At 70.3% G+C, this 17,377-nt stretch carries 14 protein-coding genes; 6 read left to right on the forward strand and 8 right to left on the reverse strand.

The window, feature by feature from the left end:
- Positions 1 to 2 precede the first annotated feature (2 nt).
- From ACWF7A_RS07885 to ACWF7A_RS07895, 3 genes are all read right to left on the reverse strand, one after another.
- On the reverse strand, positions 3 to 998 hold the full coding sequence (locus ACWF7A_RS07885; protein WP_452249677.1) for a TerC family protein: 996 nt from the start codon (positions 996 to 998) through the stop codon (positions 3 to 5).
- A 66-nt stretch (positions 999 to 1,064) separates the two neighbouring features.
- Entirely contained in the window at positions 1,065 to 3,365 is a 2,301-nt protein-coding gene (locus ACWF7A_RS07890; protein WP_452249678.1) for a beta-xylosidase/alpha-l-arabinosidase, read from the reverse strand.
- A 10-nt stretch (positions 3,366 to 3,375) separates the two neighbouring features.
- Positions 3,376 to 4,389 carry a LacI family DNA-binding transcriptional regulator gene (locus tag ACWF7A_RS07895; protein ID WP_452249679.1) on the reverse strand — a complete coding sequence of 338 codons (1,014 nt, stop codon included), beginning with the start codon at positions 4,387 to 4,389 and terminating at the stop codon, positions 3,376 to 3,378.
- Positions 4,390 to 4,512: 123 nt separating this feature from the next.
- Here ACWF7A_RS07895 and ACWF7A_RS07900 point away from each other — a divergent pair, with 123 nt between their 5' ends.
- From ACWF7A_RS07900 to ACWF7A_RS07920, 5 genes are read left to right on the forward strand one after another with little or no spacing between them, the layout of a single operon-like run.
- Complete coding sequence (locus ACWF7A_RS07900) at positions 4,513 to 5,790, forward strand: extracellular solute-binding protein (protein WP_452249680.1); 1,278 nt, start codon at positions 4,513 to 4,515, stop codon at positions 5,788 to 5,790.
- A complete protein-coding gene (locus ACWF7A_RS07905; RefSeq protein WP_452249681.1) occupies positions 5,790 to 6,761 on the forward strand; it encodes a carbohydrate ABC transporter permease in 972 nt (323 codons plus the stop codon). Before ACWF7A_RS07900 ends, ACWF7A_RS07905 begins: the two co-directional genes overlap by 1 nt.
- A gap of 1 nt (position 6,762) precedes the next feature.
- Complete coding sequence (locus ACWF7A_RS07910) at positions 6,763 to 7,578, forward strand: carbohydrate ABC transporter permease (protein ID WP_452249682.1); 816 nt, start codon at positions 6,763 to 6,765, stop codon at positions 7,576 to 7,578.
- Between the two features lie 41 nt (positions 7,579 to 7,619).
- The gene (locus ACWF7A_RS07915) at positions 7,620 to 8,576 is read left to right on the forward strand and encodes an endo-1,4-beta-xylanase (RefSeq protein WP_452249683.1); all 957 of its coding nucleotides are present in this window, start codon (positions 7,620 to 7,622) and stop codon (positions 8,574 to 8,576) included.
- Positions 8,577 to 8,589: 13 nt separating this feature from the next.
- Positions 8,590 to 10,131, forward strand: coding sequence for a glycoside hydrolase family 43 protein (locus tag ACWF7A_RS07920; RefSeq protein WP_452249684.1), 1,542 nt, complete (start codon positions 8,590 to 8,592; stop codon positions 10,129 to 10,131).
- Between the two features lie 65 nt (positions 10,132 to 10,196).
- Here ACWF7A_RS07920 and ACWF7A_RS07925 read toward each other — a convergent pair whose 3' ends face one another.
- The 3 genes from ACWF7A_RS07925 to ACWF7A_RS07935 all read right to left on the reverse strand — a co-directional run bounded on the left by ACWF7A_RS07925 (position 10,197) and on the right by ACWF7A_RS07935 (position 12,307).
- Entirely contained in the window at positions 10,197 to 10,682 is a 486-nt protein-coding gene (locus ACWF7A_RS07925; RefSeq protein ID WP_452249685.1) for a roadblock/LC7 domain-containing protein, read from the reverse strand.
- A 5-nt stretch (positions 10,683 to 10,687) separates the two neighbouring features.
- Positions 10,688 to 11,062 (reverse strand): hypothetical protein, encoded by a 375-nt coding sequence (locus ACWF7A_RS07930; RefSeq protein ID WP_452249686.1) that lies wholly within the window; start codon positions 11,060 to 11,062, stop codon positions 10,688 to 10,690.
- 243 nt (positions 11,063 to 11,305) lie between these two features.
- Positions 11,306 to 12,307, reverse strand: a complete 1,002-nt coding sequence (locus ACWF7A_RS07935; RefSeq protein WP_452249687.1) for a LacI family DNA-binding transcriptional regulator — start codon at positions 12,305 to 12,307, stop codon at positions 11,306 to 11,308.
- Between the two features lie 177 nt (positions 12,308 to 12,484).
- Between ACWF7A_RS07935 and ACWF7A_RS07940 the strand changes: the two genes are divergently transcribed.
- On the forward strand, positions 12,485 to 13,483 hold the full coding sequence (locus tag ACWF7A_RS07940; protein WP_452249688.1) for a LacI family DNA-binding transcriptional regulator: 999 nt from the start codon (positions 12,485 to 12,487) through the stop codon (positions 13,481 to 13,483).
- A 21-nt stretch (positions 13,484 to 13,504) separates the two neighbouring features.
- Here ACWF7A_RS07940 and ACWF7A_RS07945 read toward each other — a convergent pair whose 3' ends face one another.
- Together ACWF7A_RS07945 and ACWF7A_RS07950 are read right to left on the reverse strand one after the other, a co-directional pair.
- Positions 13,505 to 14,464, reverse strand: coding sequence for an acetylxylan esterase (locus ACWF7A_RS07945; RefSeq protein ID WP_452249689.1), 960 nt, complete (start codon positions 14,462 to 14,464; stop codon positions 13,505 to 13,507).
- 11 nt (positions 14,465 to 14,475) lie between these two features.
- On the reverse strand, positions 14,476 to 17,235 hold the full coding sequence (locus tag ACWF7A_RS07950; RefSeq protein WP_452249690.1) for a glycoside hydrolase family 3 C-terminal domain-containing protein: 2,760 nt from the start codon (positions 17,233 to 17,235) through the stop codon (positions 14,476 to 14,478).
- Between the last annotated feature and the right edge of the window lie 142 nt (positions 17,236 to 17,377).

Below are 17,377 nucleotides of genomic sequence, written 5' to 3' on the forward strand. Positions count from 1 at the left end.
CGCTACCGCTCCTCTTCGCGGTGAGCCCGCAGCGAACCGGGGTGAGCCTTGGCCGAGGGGTCGTTGCGCGTCTTGACCAGGCTGGCGGCGGTCACGACGGCCAGGATGCCGATGATCACGCCCAGGCTGAGCGGAGTGGGGATCTCCGGCACGCTCTCGGAGATGTCCACGTGCGCCCAGTGCAGGATCAGCTTCACGCCGATGAACGCGAGGATGACCGCGAGACCGGCCGAGAGGTAGACGAGCCGGTCGAGCAGGCCCTTGACGAGGAAGAACAGCGCGCGCAGGCCGAGCAGCGCGAACGCGTTGGCGGTGAAGACGATGTAGGGCTCCTCGGTCACGCCGAACACCGCGGGGATCGAGTCGAGCGCGAACAGCAGGTCGACGCCGCCGATCGCCACCAGCACGACGAACAACGGGGTGGCGAGGCGCTTGCCGTCGATGCGCGTGAAGATCTTGCCGCCGACGTAGTCGTCGGTGACGGGCAGGAGCTTGCGCGCGGTCTTCACCACGACGTTGTTCTCGACGTCCGGATCCTCGTTGCGATGCCGGAACAGCTGCACCGCCGTGAAGATCAACAGCAGCCCGAACAGCAAGAACATGAACGAGAACAACGACAGCAGCGTCGCGCCGACGGCGATGAAGATGCCGCGCATGACCAGCGCGAGCACGATGCCGAACGTCAGCACCTTGTGCTGGTGCTCCTCGGGCACGAGGAAGGTCGTCATGATGATCACGAAGACGAAGAGGTTGTCGACCGACAAGCTCTTCTCGACGATGTAGCCCGCGAAGTACTCCGTGCCGAACTCACCGCCGTGCGCCCAGGCGAACCACACGCCGAAGCCGATGGCGACGAGGATGTAGAACACCGACCAGAGGCTGGCCTCGCGGAAGCCGATCCGGTGCGGCCGCCACGCCGCCAGCACGAGGTCGACCGCCAGCAGCGCGACGATCACCCCGATCGTCATGGCCCACGTCAGTCCGCTGATCTCCAGCACAGAAAACCCCTCCGGCAGCCCGGTCCGTCCGCAGTGGACGTTACCGGGCTCGCACGGGGAAACACGCTAAGGACTCGTCGTGAACTCCGGTGTCAGCGCGCGGTCGAACCCGACCCGCCGCGCGGCCCCGGTCATCGAGAGCTTCAAAGCGGTGTGGATGTTCGCGCTCGACGTCCCGACGTGCAGCTCGACGTCACCGGCGTCGACCTGGCGATGTCCCGCCCGGCCGGTGTAGGAGGTGAGGTCGGCGTGCAGCCGCGCGGTGACGGTGCGGGTCTGGCCGGGCGCGAGGTCCACCTTCACGGCGCCGACCAGCGACCGGACCGGCCGCGCGACCTCCGCGACCGGGTCGTGCAGGTAGATCTGGACGACCTCGGTGGCCGGGGTGTCCGCGTCGTTGCGCAGGACCACGTGCACGGCGCAGGTGCCGTCGGTGGGCCACTCACGCTCCTCGCAGCCCGCCGTCACCCACGTGACCGGCGTGTACGAGAGCCCGTGGCCGAACGGGAACAGCGGGGTCGGGTCGACCGTGCTGACCTCGCTGCGGGTGCCCAGCGGAGCGCTGAGGTAGGTCGACGGCTGGGTGGACCCGGCGCCGGGGAAGCTGACCGGGAGCCTGCCGGACGGGTCGACGCGTCCGCCGAGGACCCCCGCGAGCGCCTCCGCGCCCTCCTGACCGGGGTAGAAACCGCAGACGACGGCCGCGAGGCGGTCGGCCTGCCGGGACAGGTCGTAGGGCCTGCCCGAGAGCAGCACGAGGACCACGGGCATGCCGGTGCCGAGCACCGCCTCCAGCAGCTCCTCCTGACGGCCGGGCAGCCTCAGGTCCGCGACGTCGCAGCCCTCGCCGGACGTGCCGTTGCCGAACAACCCGGCCTGGTCGCCCAGGACCACGACGCAGACCTCCGCCTGCCGCGCGGCCTCGACGGCCTCGACGATCTCGTCGTCGGAACCGCCGGTCACGGGGCATCCCCGCGCGAACACCACGTCGTGGTCCTCGCGCAACGCCTCCAGCACCGTCATGACCTCGATGCCCATCTCGACGTCCGGGTGGTGCACGCCGACGTGCATCGGGAACGAGTAGCAGCCCATCATCGCGCCGGGCTCGTCCGCGCGCGGGCCGATGACGGCCAGCCGCTTGCCGGCCAGCGGCAGCACGCCGTCGTTGTGCAGCAGCACGATCGAACGCTCGGCCACCTCGCGGGCGAGGGCCCGGGACTCGAGGTCGTCGAGGTCGAGGTCCGCGTCGGGCGCGGGGGAGTAGCCGGGGTCGAGCAGCCCCAGCTCGACCTTCTGGGTCAGCACGCGGGTGAGCGCCCGGTCGACCAGCGCCACGTCGACCCGGTCGAAGTAGAGGCCTTCGAGCAGCGGCTCGCCGTAACAGTCCACAGTGGGCAGTTCGACGTCGATGCCCGCCGCCAGTGCCTGGGCCGCCGCGTCCTCCCGGCCCGCCGCGACGCCGTGCAGCTTGTGCAGGAACGCCACCGAGAAGTAGTCGGCGACCACGGTCCCGGTGAAGCCGTACTCGTCGCGCAGCAGTTCGGTGAGCATCCTCGGGTCGGCCGCGACCGGCACGCCGTCGTTGTCGGAGTAGGAGTTCATCACCGACCGGACACCGGTGCGCAGTGCCATCTCGAACGGCGGCAGGATCACGTCCGCGAGCTCGCGCGGCCCGATCGACACCGGCGCGAGGTTGCGTCCCGCCCGGGAGGCCGAGTAGCCGGCGAAGTGCTTGAGCGTGGCCACGATCCCCGCGGACTCGAGTCCGGCGACGTAGGCGGCGCCGATCGTGCCGACGAGGTGCGGGTCCTCGCCGATGGTCTCCTCGACGCGGCCCCACCGCAGGTCGCGCGCCACGTCGAGGACGGGCGCGAGGCCCTGGTGGATCCCGAGGCGGCGCATCGAACCGCCGAACTTCGCGGCCATGCGCCGCACCAGGTCCGGTTCGAAGGTGGCACCCCAGCACAGCGGCGACGGGAACACGGTCGCCTGCCACGCGGCCAGGCCGGTCAGGCACTCCTCGTGCGCCATCGCCGGGATCCCGAAGCGGCTCGACTCGACGATCTTCCGCTGGGTGCGGGCGAGCGTGCGCGCGCCGACCTCGGGTGCGATCGGCCGGGTGCCGAAGACGCGGGTGAGCTGGCCGATCCCGTGCTTGGTCAGCTCGTCGAAGTCCTGCGGTGCCACGGCGAACTCGTGCTGGTGCGGGGCCATGTCGCCGACGGCGTCGATGCCGACCCAGATGCCCTGCAGCTGCGCGATCTTCTCCTGCGGCGTCATGCGCGCGACCAGGTCGCGCACGCGGTCGGCCACGGATGCGTGCGGGTCGCGCCAGACCTCGTCCGGCGCGGTGGCTTCTGTCGTCACGAGAACAACCTCACGAGGTCAGTGGGCGGGTCGACTGCCGGACGACCAGTTCGGTGCCCAGGGTGATGTGGGTGTCGGCGGGCTCGTCGCCGTTGATGAGCCGCACCAGCAGTTCGAGGGCGCGGTGGCCCATCTCGCGGATCGGCTGCTGCACCGTCGTGATCGGCGGGCTGCACAACGCGGACTCGGGGATGTTGTCGAAGCCGACCACCGAGAGGTCCTCGGGCACGCGCAGGCCGAGGTCGAGCGCGGCCTCGATGGCCGCGATGGCGGTGGTGTCGTTGGCTGCGAAGATCGCGGTCGGGCGGTCGGGCCCGGTCAGCAGGGCACGGGCCGACGCGGCCGCCACGTCCGGGTCGTAGTCGCCGCGGCGGACCAGGGTCTCGTCGACCGGCACCCCGGCGCTGGCGAGCGCTCCCCGGTAGCCGGTTTCGCGCTGCTGGGCCGATTTCAGGTCCTCGCGGCCGGTGAGCATGGCGATCCGGCGGTGGCCGAGCGCGAGCAGGTGCTCCGTCGCGAGCCGGCCGCCGTGCAGGTTGTCGGAGTCGACGGTCGGCAGTGCCGCACGCCCGGTGTGGGGGTCGACGGCGACGACGGGCGTGCCGGGGATGCCTTCGAGGTCGACGGCGGGAGTGACCAGCACGGCGCCATCGACGAGCGTGCCGCTCAACCTCGTGAGGTAGCGCTGTTCCCAGCCGTGCGGATCGCCTGTGCGACCGCCCGCCGAGTACACGACGAGCTCGAAACCGGTGCCGCGGATGGCGTCCGCCGCGCCCTTGAGCAGTTCGGTGCTGAACGGCTCGATGTCGGCGACGAGGATCCCGATCACGTTCGTGCGGTGGTTGCGCAGGCTCTGCGCGACGAGGCTCGCCTCGTACCCGAGGTCCTTGATCACGGCGGTGACCCGCGCGAACGTGTCGGCCGAGACGCCGTAGCGGTTGTTGAGGACCTTGGAGACGGTGGCTACCGAGACGCCGGCCTGAGCGGCGACGTCCTTGATCGTGACGCGAGAGCGTGGAGGCACCGGGTCAGGCTAGCCGTGTAAAACGTTATCGACAACGATTGACACGGGACCGGTTCACACGGGAGTCTCTGGCCCCAACACAGGCAGTCCAACCGGCCGACGTCGTCAGGAGTGGACCCCCCAATGCGTTCCAGAAAGCCCCTTGCCCTCTTCGCCGCCGCGGCGTTCGTGCTGGCCGGGTGCGGTGGTGGCGGCGGTGACGCCTCCACGGAAGGCCCCGTCACGCTCACCTGGTGGCACAACCGCACCACCGAGCCGATGAAGTCGAAGTGGCAGCAGATCGCCGACGACTTCCACAAGACCCACCCGAACACCTCGTTCACGATCGAACCGCTGCAGAACGAGCAGTTCCAGACCAAGGTGCCGCTCGCCCTGCAGGGCAACACCCCGCCCGACCTCTTCCAGCAGTGGGGCGGCGGTGCGCTCGCCGACCAGCTGAAGTCCGGCAAGATCGCGGACATCACCCAGGCCTCGTCGGGCTGGATCGGCCCGCTGGCCAAGAACGCCGACGGCTGGAAGGTCGGCGGCAAGCAGTACGGTGCGCCGTACCTGATGCACGCGGTCGGGTTCTGGTACCGCAAGGACGTCTTCGCCAGCGCGGGGATCACCTCGCCGCCTGCGACCCTGGACGATCTCAACGCCGCCGTCGCGAAGCTGAAGACCGCGGGTGTCACGCCGATCGCGATCGGCGGCAAGGACCGCTGGCCGGACGCCTTCTACTGGGCGTACTTCGCGGTGCGGCAGTGCTCGGTCGACACGCTGAAGAAGGCGGTCGAGAAGACCGAGCTCACGGACCCGTGCTTCCTCAAGGCGGGCGAGAACCTCAAGAGTTTCCTGGACACGAAACCGTTCCAGGACGGGTTCGTCGGGACGCCCGCTCAGCAGGGGGCGGGCAGCTCGGCGGGCCTGGTGGCCAACGGCAAGGCCGCCATGGAGCTGCAGGGCGACTGGAACCCCGACGTGATGCAGGCGCTCACGGAGGACAAGGAGCTCGGCTCGAAGATCGGCTGGTTCCCGTTCCCGACCGTACCGGGCGGACAGGGCGATCCGAGCGTGATGGTCGGCGGCGGTGACGGGTTCTCCTGCACCACCCGCGCGGCCAAGGCGTGCGCGGAGTTCCTCGGCCACCTGGTCGGCGACGACGTGCAGAAGATCCTCGCCGAGACCAACTCCGGCCTGCCGGTCACCCCGGCCGGTGTGGCCGCGCTGAAGAGCGAACCGCACAAGGCGATCGCCGAGACCATGGGCAAGGCGTCGCACGTGCAGCTCTACTTCGACACCGCGTTCCCGACGAAGGTCGGCCAGGCCCTGAACGACGCCATCGCGAACTTCTTCGCGGGGCAGGGCGGGCCCGACACCATCGTCAAGTCGGTGAGTGAAGCGGCTGCCGGGAACAAATGATGAGTGCCGCGATCACCACGCGGCCGCCGACCGCCCCCGTGCCGCACGCGCCAGCGGCCGGGGGCACCCGGCGGCGGTCCAGAGTCCGCACTCGCCTCGAGCTCGCGCTCCTGCTGATCCCGGCACTGCTGCTGTTCACCGGGTTCGTGCTGGTGCCGATCGGTGTCGCGGCCTACTACAGCCTCTTCTCGTGGAACGGCTTCGGCCCGCTCACGGACTTCGTCGGGCTCGACAACTACGTCGACGCCTTCTCCGGTGACGTCTTCCAGGGCGCCATCGGGCACAACCTGATCATCGCCACGCTGTCCGTCGTCGTGCAGCTGCCGTTGAGCATCGGCCTCGCGTTGCTGCTCAACAGGAAACTGCGCGGCCGGACGGTCCTGCGGATGGTGGTGTTCGCGCCGTACGTGCTGTCGGAGGCCGTCACCGCGGTCATCTGGCTGCTCATGTTGCAGCCTGGTGGGTTCATCGACGAGATCCTGCGCGCGGTCGGTCTCGGTGGACTGGTGCAGCTGTGGCTCGCCGACTCGTCGATCGTGCTCTACACGCTCTTCGTGGTGATCACGTGGAAGTACATCGGGTTCGGCGTGATCCTGCTGCTGGCGGGCCTGCAGGGCGTTCCGCCCGAGCTGCGGGAGGCCGCCGCGCTGGACGGCGCGAGCGCCTGGCAGACCACCCGGCACGTCGTGCTCCCGTTGCTGGGGCCGACGATCAGGATCTGGGTGTTCCTGTCGGTGATCGGGTCGCTGCAGCTCTTCGACCTGGTCTGGATCATGACGCTCGGCGGGCCCGCCAACGCGTCCTCGACGATGGCGACCTACCTGGTCGACCACGGCTTCAAGCGGTACGAGTTCGGGTTCGGCAGCGCGGTCGCGGTGATCCTCTTCATCATCTGCTTCGTGTTCGCGTTGTTCTACCAGCGGTTCGCCTTGCGCCGTGACACCGCCGGCGCGATGACGGGAGTGCGCTGAGATGGCACGTCGCAACATGGTCGGCTATCTCGCCGCGTTCGCCGTCATCGGCATGACGGTGGTGCCGCTGTTGTTCGTGATCCTGGGCGGTTTCCGCACCACGGCGCAGATCAACACGTCGCCGGCCGGCCTGCCCGGACCGTTCGTGTGGGACAACTACGCCGAGGTGGCGACGTCCCCGCAGTTCTGGCGGCTGCTCGGCAACAGCGCGCTGATCGCGGTGATCGCGACGACGCTCGCGGTCGTGCTCGGGTCGATGGCGGCGTTCGCGTTGTCCCGCTACGCCTTCAAGGGCCGCGAGGCGTTCTACACGTTGTTCACGCTCGGCCTGCTGTTCCCGCTCGGCGTGGCGACGCTGCCGCTGTACCTGTGGCTCCGTCAGCTCGGCCTGCTGGAGAACCCGCTCGGCGTCGCGATCCCGGAGGCGGCGTTCTCGCTGCCGGTCACGATCGTCATCCTGCGGCCGTTCATGCACGCCATCCCCAACGAGCTGGAGGACGCCGCGCTGCTCGACGGCGCGGCGAAGCTCGGCTTCTTCTGGCGGATCCTGCTGCCGCTCTCGCGCCCGGCGCTGATCACGGTGTCGGTGCTCGCGTTCGTCACCAGCTGGAACTTCTACCTGTTGCCGTTGCTGGTGTTCAACGACTCCACCAACTTCACCCTCCCGCTCGGCGTGGCGATGTTCCAGTCCGAGCACACCCAGGACACCGCGAAGGTGCTCGCCTTCACCGCGCTGTCCATGATCCCCGCTCTCACGTTCTTCGTCCTCGCCGAACGCCGCATGGTCGGCGGTCTGACCGGCTCAGTGAAGGGATGATCGTGCGAACCCGATTAGCAGTTGGTGCGGCAGTACTCCTGATGTTCGTCCAGTCGGCACCCGCCTCGGCGGCGGGACCGTTGAAGGGCGTCACGAACAGGTACGTGGGCAGCGCGGTGGCCGTCCAGCACCTGAACGCCGAGGCGGACTACAAGAAGGTGCTGACGCGGGAGTTCGACAGCGTCACTCCCGAGAACGAGATGAAGTGGGGCGTCGTCGAGGCCGTGCGGGGCCAGCAGGACTGGTCCGGTGCGGACGCGATCGTCGAGTACGCCAGGAAGTCCGGCAAGACCGTGCGCGGGCACACCCTCGTCTGGCACAGCCAGCTGCCCGACTGGGTGGCCGGGCTCGAGGCCGCCGAGCTGCGCGGCGTCGTCAAGGACCACATCAGGACCGAGGCGGGCCGGTACCGGGGCAAGATCCGGGCGTGGGACGTCGTCAACGAGGCGTTCAACGAGGACGGCACGCGCCGGCAGACCGTGTTCCAGGAGAAGCTCGGCGACGGCTACATCGCCGACGCGTTCCGCTGGGCCCACAAGGCCGATCCCAAGGCCAAGCTGTACATCAACGACTACAACATCGAGGGGCTCAACCCCAAGAGCGACGCGACGTACGAGCTGGTGCGCAAGCTGAAGAAGCAGGGCGTGCCGATCCACGGCGTCGGCATCCAGGGCCACCTCTCGCTGCTGTACGGGTTCCCCGCGGGGATGAGGGAGAACATCGCCCGGTTCGCGGCTCTCGGCCTGGACGTCGCGATCACCGAGGCGGACGTGCGCATCCCGCTCCCCGTCACGCCCGAGAAGCTGGACGCGCAGGCGAGCTACTTCGGCCAGATGTGGGACGCCTGCCACGCGGTGCGGCGCTGCGTCGAGTTCACCACCTGGGGCTTCACCGACCGGCACTCGTGGGTGCCCGACGTGTTCCCCGGCGAGGGCGCGGCCTGCCTGTTCGACGAGAACCTGAGGCCGAAGCCCGCGTACGCCAGGCTCAACCCGTAGCGGGAGGGTCCCCTTGGCACAGTTCGAGAACCCGATCCTGCCCGGCTCGCACCCCGACCCCTCGGTGTGCCGGGCGGGATCGGACTACTACCTCGTCAGCTCGACCTTCGAGTACTTCCCCGGCCTGCCGATCTACCACAGCAGGGACCTGGTGCACTGGCGCCTGCTCGGCCACGTGCTGGACAGGCCGTCCCAGCTGCCGTTGCAGGGCGTGCGGGCCTCCGGCGGTCTGTACGCACCGACGATCCGCCACCACGACGGGGTGTTCTACGTGGTGTGCACGCTGGTGGACGGCACGGCGGAGAGCGGCAACTTCGTCGTGACGGCCACAGATCCGGCGGGGAAGTGGTCGGAGCCGCGGTGGCTGCCCGAGGCGGACGGGTTCGACCCGTCGCTGTTCTTCGACGACGACACCGGCCGCGCGTGGTGGACGGGGACCCGTGAGGTGCCCGGCGGGCGGCCCGGCCAGACCGAGGTCTGGTCGCGGGAGTTCGACCCGGAGCGGCTGGAACTGGTCGGCGACGAGCACGTGCTGTGGACCGGCGCACTGCGCGACTCCGTCTGGCTCGAAGCGCCGCATCTGTACGAAGTGGACGGTAAGTACGTGCTGGTGTGCGCGGAGGGCGGCACCGACTTCGAGCACTCGGTGGTCGTGGCGACCGCGGACTCCGTCACCGGGCCCTACCGCGGGTCGCCGCTCAACCCGGTGCTGACCCACCGCCACCTCGGCCGTGATCACCCGATCGCGGCGACCGGGCACGCGGACCTGGTGCGCACGCCGGCAGGTCAGTGGTTCGCCGTGCTGCTCGCGACCCGGCCGTACGGCGGCTACGTCTACAACCTGGGCCGGGAGACGTTCCTGGTGCCGGTGACCTGGGAGGCCGGTGGCCCGGTGTTCAGCCCCGGCACCGGTCGCGTCGAGTCCCGCTACGACGTCCCCGACCTCCCCGCGCACCCGTGGCCGGAGGTCGCGGGGACCGACGACTTCGACGGGCCGGTGCTCGACCCGGCGTGGTCGTTCCTGCGCACACCGGACGAGGTGTTCTGGTCGCTCGCGGAACGGCCGGGCCACCTCCGCCTGCGGGCGCGTCCGGAGAAGATCACCGACCGGGTGTCGCCGAGCCTGGTCGTGCGCCGCCAGCAGCACCAGGACTTCCACGCGTCCTGCGAGCTCGAGTTCGAGCCGTCGGACGCCGGGGACGCCGCGGGCCTGGTGCTGTTGCAGAACGACGACCACCACGTCCGGCTCCTGCTCGGCGACCACCGCGAGGTCACCCTCGTGTGCCGCGCCGGAGGTCAGGACGCGGTGCTGGCGAGGACGACCGTGCCGGACGGCGTGGTGCGGCTCTGCTTCGAGGCGGAGGGACAGGAGTACCGCGCGCTGGTCGCCGGGAGTGCCGGTCCGTGGCGGCCGCTGGGCGAGCCGTTCGACGGGCGGGTGCTCAGCACGCAGGCCGCGGGCGGGTTCACGGGAGTCCACATCGGACTGTACGCGACCGGCGGCGGTTCCTGGGCGGACTTCGGCAGCTTCACTTACGGCGGCAGGAGAAGCTGACCGTTCTGGTGGAGGTGGCGCCGGGCGCGGTGTCACCTCCACCCATTCCTTTGTGGACGCGCGGCTCACCGCCGGGCCGCGACCGCCTGCTGCAGCATCGCCAGTGCCTGCTTGGCCACGACGTTGAACATGCCCATGGTGGTGTCGCGTTCGCCGAGCACCACCAGCAGCGTGTCGGCGTCGACGCCGAACACCCCCACCTGGCCGGAGTCCCCTTCGAAGAACACCGCTCTCGGGCTGCCCACACCGGCCTGCGAGGTGAACTGGGTCGCGAGTCCGGCCGCGGCCGCCGCCATCGCGGCGACACCGTCGTCCTCGACACCGCGCGTGACACCGCACAGCACCAGGCCGTCCCGCGTCGCGACCAGCACCCCGTTGATCGAGACGGAGTCGAAATCGCCGTAGACCTCCTGCAGCGCGTCGGCCATCATCTTCGCGTCGGTGCCGACCGCGGGGCGTGGAATCGACGGTGTGGTCTCGGACGACGAACCGCGTCTGCGCGTCGGCAGCGCGTCGGAACCTGCCGGTGTCCAGGTGTGCATCTCAGGCATCCAGGTCACACCGTCAGGTCGGCTTCGATGGTCTTCAGGCTGTGCCTCGCCAGCGCGAGGTTGGCTCGTTCGCGGTCCAGCACGAGGTAGAGGAACAGCTTCGAGTCACCGCGCTGACCCGGCGTCAGCAGGCGGATGAGGTGGTACTGGCGGTGCAGGGTGATCAGGATGTCCTCGATCTCGTCGTTCAGCTTGAGCGCCGAGATCACGCGCTGCTTGGACCGCACGACCTCGGTGTTGCCGGCCGCGGCGATCTCCAGGTTCAGCCACTCGCCACCGCCGATGGAGCCGAGCGACATCCCGCTGTCGTAGTCGACGAGCGCGACCCCCACCGCGCCGGTGATCGTCATCGCTTCTTTCAGCGCGGTTTCGATGTTCATCCCGAGACTTCCCCTCGTGCGCGGCTGATGACACACGGCGACGATTTTCCCCCGACCTCGCCGGGAATCCGCTGGAAGGCCGTGTGATCGGATTACCCTACGTCGCGATTGTGCAGGTGGCACAAGTCCGTTCGGAGCAACATCACCTCCATTCGAGTCCGTTTAGGACCGAACGGACAACGGCGCGGAAACGGTGGTTGAACGGTACGAACGTCTCTACAAAGGACGTTCACATGCGCTGATTCAGCCTGCCGAGGTGCTGCCTCGGTCGGTGAGCCGCGGTTGGAGCAGACGGACCTCCGGCGCGAGGTCGTGGGCAAGCCTCGTCATCGCCATCTCCACGGCGATCGTCCCCAACTCCTGCGCGGGCACGGAGATCGACGTCAGCGGGACGGGCAGGCTCTCCGCCTCCTCGTCCGGGCAGAGCGTGATCACCGACAGGTCGCCCGGCACGTCGATCGACCGGCGCCGCAGCTCGAGCAGCAGCGGTCCGAGGATCGCCTCGTTGTGCACGACCAGGCCGGTGATCCCGCCGTCGGGGTGCAGCACGGCGTCGAGGCACGCGGCGACGGAGTCGTAGCCGGGGGCGCACGAGTGCACCGACGCCGGCAGGTTCCGCCGGGTGGTCTCGCGCTGGAACCCGGCCAGCAGCCGCGCGGCGTAGCCCGTGCCCCGTTCGTACACGGCGGGAGGCGAGCCGATCAGCGCGATCGACCGGTGGCCGAGGTCGGCCAGGTGTCCCACCATCCGCGCGCCGGCGGCGGCGAAGTCGAGGTCGACGCAGCTCAGGCCCTCGTGCTCGTCGGGCAGGCCGAGCAGGACCACCGGTGCGTCGACGGTCCGCAGTTCGGGCACGCGCGGGTCGTTGCTCTCCACGTCCATCACGAGGATCGCGTCGGCCATCGACCGGGCGATCACCCGGTGGGCCTCGCCCGGACCGGCCTCCTTGGTCAGCAGCAGGACGTCGTAGTCGTGCTCGCGCGCCGACGTGACGATCGACGAGACGAACTGCATGACCACCGGCAGGTTCTGGTCGGAGTGCAACGGCACCACCAGCCCGAGCACGTGCGACCGGTTCGACGCGAGGGCGCGCGCACCGGCGTTCGGGTGGTAGCCCAGCGCCGCGATGCTCTGCTCGACCCGGCGCTTGGTCTCCGCGGAGATGCTGCGCTTGCCGCTCAGCACGTAGGACACGGTGCTGATCGAGACGCCGGCGTGACGGGCGACCTCCTTGATCGTGATCATGCCCGCCCCTGTTCGCCCGGTTGGTGGCGATCATCGTAGTGCCGGGGAACGTCGATGCCGCGTTCGTCGAAATCGTCGAAGGAGCGCCGATCGCTTGACGGGCGAGTTTCCGGTGTGTCACGTTGCCGGAGGCGTGGGTCGAAGCGCTTCGATTCGCAGTCGTCCGGAGGTGTCGGCGTGGTCACCATTGTGGACGTGGCGAAACATGCGGGTGTTGCTCCCAGCACGGTGTCGTACGTGCTCACGGGCAGACGTCCGGTTTCGTCGGGCACTCGTGTTCGGGTGCGGGAGAGCATCCGGCTGCTGGGCTATCGGCCGCTCGCGGCCGTGCGAGGGCCGGTGGGCAGGACGAACGTGCTGGCGCTGGTGCTGCCGCTGCGCGAGGGCGTGCACCTGCCGGTCGTGATGCGGTTCGTGACGTCGGTGGTCACCGCCGCCCGCGCCCACGGCATGGACCTGCTGCTGGTGACGGCGGACCAGGGCGCGGCCGGGCTGCGCAGGGTGGCGGACAGCGGCCGGGTCGACGGTTTCCTGGTGATGGACGTGGAGCTCGACGACGAACGGGTGCCGGTGCTGCGCGAGCTGGGCCGGCCCTCCGTCCTGCTCGGCCATCCGACGGCGGTGAAGGGACTGACCTGCGTCGACCTGGACTTCGAGGCGGCCGGCGCCCGGTGCGTCGACCATCTCGCCGAACTGGGGCACCGCAGCATCGGCTTCCTGGGCGCGCCCAGCGTGGTCTACGCGCGCAACACCGGCTTCGCCCAGCGAACGCTCGCGGGTTTCAGCGCCGCGGCCATGCGCCGGGGCGTCACCTCGACGGCGTTGCCCGCGGGCCACCAGCACTCGGTGCCCGACATGGTCGCCACGTTGGTGCGCGAGCTGCCACGGATGTCCGCGCTGGTCGTGCAGAACGAAGCCGTGCTGGGTCAGGTGGTCGAGTGCCTGCGGGCCGAGGGACGGCGGGTGCCCGACGACGTGGCGGTGGTGGCGATCTGCCCGGACGAGCTCGCCGAACGGCTGCGGCTCACCTCCGTCCCGCTGCCGGTCGACGTGCTGGGACGGCGAGCGGTCGACCTGCTGATGGCCAAGCTGAACGGGCAGCAACCACCGGCGCTCACGTTGCTGCCGCCCAAGCTGTCCGGACGGACCGGGCTGAAGGTCGTCTCGTCGGGCTGAGACACACCGTCCACAAGGGAGTCAGGCGCCGAGTCCTCGTTCCCGCAACCACTCCAGCTGTGCGACGGCGTTCGAACCGTGCCCGCCGCCGTGGTCGGCGAACTGCCAGACCGTCACGTTCCGGTCCTCACCCGCGTACCGGTTGTACGCGGCGTACACAGTGGACGGTGGACAGATCGGGTCCATCAGGCCGACGCTGAACAACGCCGGTGCCGTCGCCCGCCGCGCGAAGTGCACGCCGTCGAAGTAGGAGAGGGTCGCGAACGCGGGGTCGACGCGGTGCCTGCTGTGCCAGCGCAGGTACTCGGCGAGCTCCTGGTACGGGCCTTCGGCGCAGATCTCCGCCGCCCGGCGGTAGTGGCACAGGAACGGCACGTCCGGCATCACCGCGGCGACGGTCGTCAGTCCCGCGACGGCGAGGGCCAGCCCGCCGCCCTGGCTGATGCCCGTGGCGACCACGCGGTCCGGGTCGAGTCCCGGCAGCTGGGCGACCGCGTCCACGGCCCGGACGCAGTCGGTGATCAGCCGCCGGTAGTAGTACGTGGCGGGGGAGTCGATGCCGCGGGTCAGGAAACCCTTGGCCCACTGGACCCCGCCGCCCGTGTCCGGGGTGTCGTGGCCCTGGCCGCGGCTGTCGACGACGAGCTGGGCGTACCCGGCGGCCGACCACAGCAGGTGGTCGGTGGGCAGGCCGCGCCCGCCGGTGTACCCGATGTACGTGACGACGACGGGCAGCGGGCCCTCCGCTCCCCGTGGCCGCAGCAGCCACGCGGCCACCGGTTCGCCGTTCCAGCCGGGGAAGCGGACGTCCTCGACCTCGACCGTGCGCAGGAGGTGCGGGACCCGCTCGGTCCCCACCTCACCGCCGCACGCGCGCGCCTCGGCCAGAGTGCTGTCCCAGAACGCGTCGAAGTCCTGTGGTGCCACCAGGTCCGGGCGGTAGGCGGTGAGTTCGTCGAGGGACAGGTCCGTCAACGGCATCGGGTGCTCCTTCAGTCGGCCGCGGTGAACCGGAAGGCGGCGAGGCGGACGCCGCCGTGCAGCGTCACTTCGAGATCGTGGACGCCGTCCAGCGGTACCGGCAACGTGGCCTGCGCGATGGTCCAGACGTACAGATCATCGTTGGCCGGCACGGGAATCTCCACCAGCAGTTCCTCACCGGACCGGAACTCCACGCGCCCGCCCGGACCGGCGACCTCGGCCTGGACCCGGGCCGCACCGGTGACGTCCACCGAACGGAACCACAGCGTCGCGGGCCCGGCCACCGCGTCACCGGCGGTGCGGGTGGCGTCGACGAGGGTGGCGCCGTCGTGGTCGTCGAAGTCGGCGGCTCGAAGGCGTCCGCCGCGTGGCCCGGGAGGTGGTCCGGCGACGGTGAGCGGGGTGGTGAGCACGACATCACCCGCTGACCTGGCCACGAGCACCTCGTAGCGGCCGGGGTCGACGGCGAACGCGCCACCGCCGACGTCCCAGTGCGCCAGCTGGTCGCCCGCGAGGCGGAAGGTCAGCACCCGGATCTCGCCGGGCGAGAGCGAGACCTTGCGGAAGTCGGCGAGCCGCAGCCGTGGTGCCTCGTAGCGGGCGTCCAGCGCGCGGACGTAGAGCTGGACGACCTCGCTGCCCGTCCGGGAGCCGGTGTTGGTCAGCGTCACCGAGAGGTCCACCGCGCTGTTCGCGGTGATCGTCCCGGCGGACAGGATCAGGTCGCGGTAGGCGAAACCTGTGTACGAGAGGCCGTGCCCGAACGGGTAGAGCGGCTCGGCCCGGTGGTACTGGTAGGTCCAGCCCGCCTTGATCACGTCGTAGTCGAGCGGGTCCGGCAACGCGTCGTCACCGCGGTACCAGGTCTGCGGCAGCCTCCCGCCCGGGTCGGCCTCGCCGAGCAGCACGGCGGCCAGCGCCCTGCCCGTCTCCTGCCCGCCGTGGGACGTCCACACGACGGCGGGCAGGTGTTCGTCCGCCCAGTCGACGGCGTAGGGGTAGCTGCTCATCACGACGAGCACGGTGTCGGCGCGGACGTCCGCCACCGCACGCAGCAGCGCGTCCTGGGCGTCGGGCAACGCGAGTCCCGCGCGGTCCTCGGTCTCCCGGCCGTGGATGAGCGGGTGGTTGCCCAGGACGACCACCGCGACGTCGGCCGCCAGCGCTGCGGCGAGTGCCTCCGCGGTGCCGTCGCGCAGCAGCTCGCGGTCCCAGCGCTCGGCGTCCTCGGGGGAGTCGGCGGTGACGCTCACCCGCCCGTCGCGCACGACGGCGTACCGGCCCGTCAGGACGTTCTGCAGCAGGTGCGAGTCCTCGACGGGCACGAGCCGGAACGTCTCGCGCACCTCCCAGCTCTTGATCTTCTCCTGGTCGGCCACGAGGGACGTGTCCCGCAGGCTCAGGTACCGCCCGGTCTCCGCTGACCGCAACGTCAGCACCCCGTCACCCCAGTCGGTGACGTCGAACGCGGTGCCGCCCAGCAGCGCGCCGCTCGTGCGCGACCGCAACGCCACCCGATCCGCTCCGTCCGCGACGGCCACGTCCTCGCCGAGCACCCCGGTGAGTCCACTCGCGACGGTGACGGCGTACGGAAGCGTGCCGCTGTACCAGTCCTCGAACACGGCGTCGGCGAGCGGCCCGATCACCGCGATCCGCGGGGTTTTTAGCGGCAGCAACCCGGTGTTGCGCAACAGGACCACGGACTCGGTCGCCGCCTTCAGCGCGAGCGCCCGGTGTTCCTGGCAGTCGAGGACCTCGGAGCCGATGGCCGCGTACGGGTCGAGCTCGGGGTCGAACTCGCCGAGGCGGAAGCGGATCGCGAGCTGCCGCCGGACCGCGCGGTCCACGTCGGACTCGTCGATCAGGCCGCGGTCGAACGCCTCCCGCACCCTGCCGACCGGGGTCGCGCTGTCCTCGCCGTGGTCGGTGAAGCTGTCGATGCCGGCCTTCAGCGCGGCGGCGTGGGACTCGGCGTGGTCGTCGAAGTAGTGCTCCGGGTCGACCAGGTTGGACGGTGCCTCCGCGTCGCTCACCACGAACAGCTCGCGGCCGGTCGCCTCGGCCCACCGGCGCAGCTCCGCCGCGATCAGCGGGGTGACGTGGCACGGCCGTCCGTTGACGAGGTTGTAGGCGGCCATCGCCCCGGTCGCGGCACCGGACGTGATCACGGGCCGGAACGCGGCGAGGTCGTACTCGTGCAGCACCCGCGGGCGCAGGCTCGACGACGTGACGCAGCGGTCGTTCTCGTTGTTGTAGGCCAGGAAGTGCTTGAGCACCGGGGCGGCGCGCAGGAACCGGGGGTGGTCACCCGCGAGGCCACGGCAGAACGCCGTGCCGAGCCGTGCGGTGTGCACCGGGTCCTCGGAGTAGCCCTCCTCGTTGCGGCCCCAGCGCGGGTCGCGCAGCAGGTTCAGCACCGGCGCCCAGGCCTGCAGGCTGATGACGGGCGAATGGTGGTGCATCGCCCGCAGCTCGATCGAGGTGGCCTCGGCGACGCGCCGCACGAGCTCCTCGTCCCACGTTGCCCCGAGCCCGACGGCCTGCGGGAACACGGTCGCGGTACCCAGCCAGGCGACGCCGTGCAACGCCTCCGTCCCGGTGCGGAACGCGGCGAGGCCGAGCCGCGGCACGGCCGGCGAGTACTGGTGCAGCATCGCGATCCGTTCGTCGAGCGTCAGCCGCCCGAGGAGGTCGTCGATGCGCTTGCGCGTCGGCAGCGCCGGGTCGTGAAACGCCGGCCGATCGTCGACGGGGAGGTACTCGGAAACCACGGGGCAACCCCTCGGGTCGGAGCCGGAAGCGAAGCGTTTCGACATTGGCAGGACCAGGTTTCTGCTGTCAACGCCCTTGTCCTGAGAGACCTGCATCACTAGCCTCGCCGACATCTGTTTAAGCGCTTCGACACTTCGACGA

It is taken from the genome of Lentzea sp. NPDC055074, assembly GCF_053608005.1.

Bases quoted from the DNA above. Each gene is read 5' to 3' on its own strand.
- ACWF7A_RS07900 (WP_452249680.1), top strand. From the start codon at position 4,513: ATGCGTTCCAGAAAGCCCCTTGCCCTCTTCGCCGCCGCGGCGTTCGTG.
- ACWF7A_RS07905 (WP_452249681.1), top strand. From the start codon at position 5,790: ATGAGTGCCGCGATCACCACGCGGCCGCCGACCGCCCCCGTGCCGCAC.
- ACWF7A_RS07910 (WP_452249682.1), top strand. From the start codon at position 6,763: ATGGCACGTCGCAACATGGTCGGCTATCTCGCCGCGTTCGCCGTCATC.
- ACWF7A_RS07915 (WP_452249683.1), top strand. From the start codon at position 7,620: ATGTTCGTCCAGTCGGCACCCGCCTCGGCGGCGGGACCGTTGAAGGGC.
- ACWF7A_RS07925 (WP_452249685.1), bottom strand. From the start codon at position 10,682: ATGCCTGAGATGCACACCTGGACACCGGCAGGTTCCGACGCGCTGCCG.
- ACWF7A_RS07930 (WP_452249686.1), bottom strand. From the start codon at position 11,062: ATGAACATCGAAACCGCGCTGAAAGAAGCGATGACGATCACCGGCGCG.
- ACWF7A_RS07935 (WP_452249687.1), bottom strand. From the start codon at position 12,307: ATGATCACGATCAAGGAGGTCGCCCGTCACGCCGGCGTCTCGATCAGC.
- ACWF7A_RS07945 (WP_452249689.1), bottom strand. From the start codon at position 14,464: ATGCCGTTGACGGACCTGTCCCTCGACGAACTCACCGCCTACCGCCCG.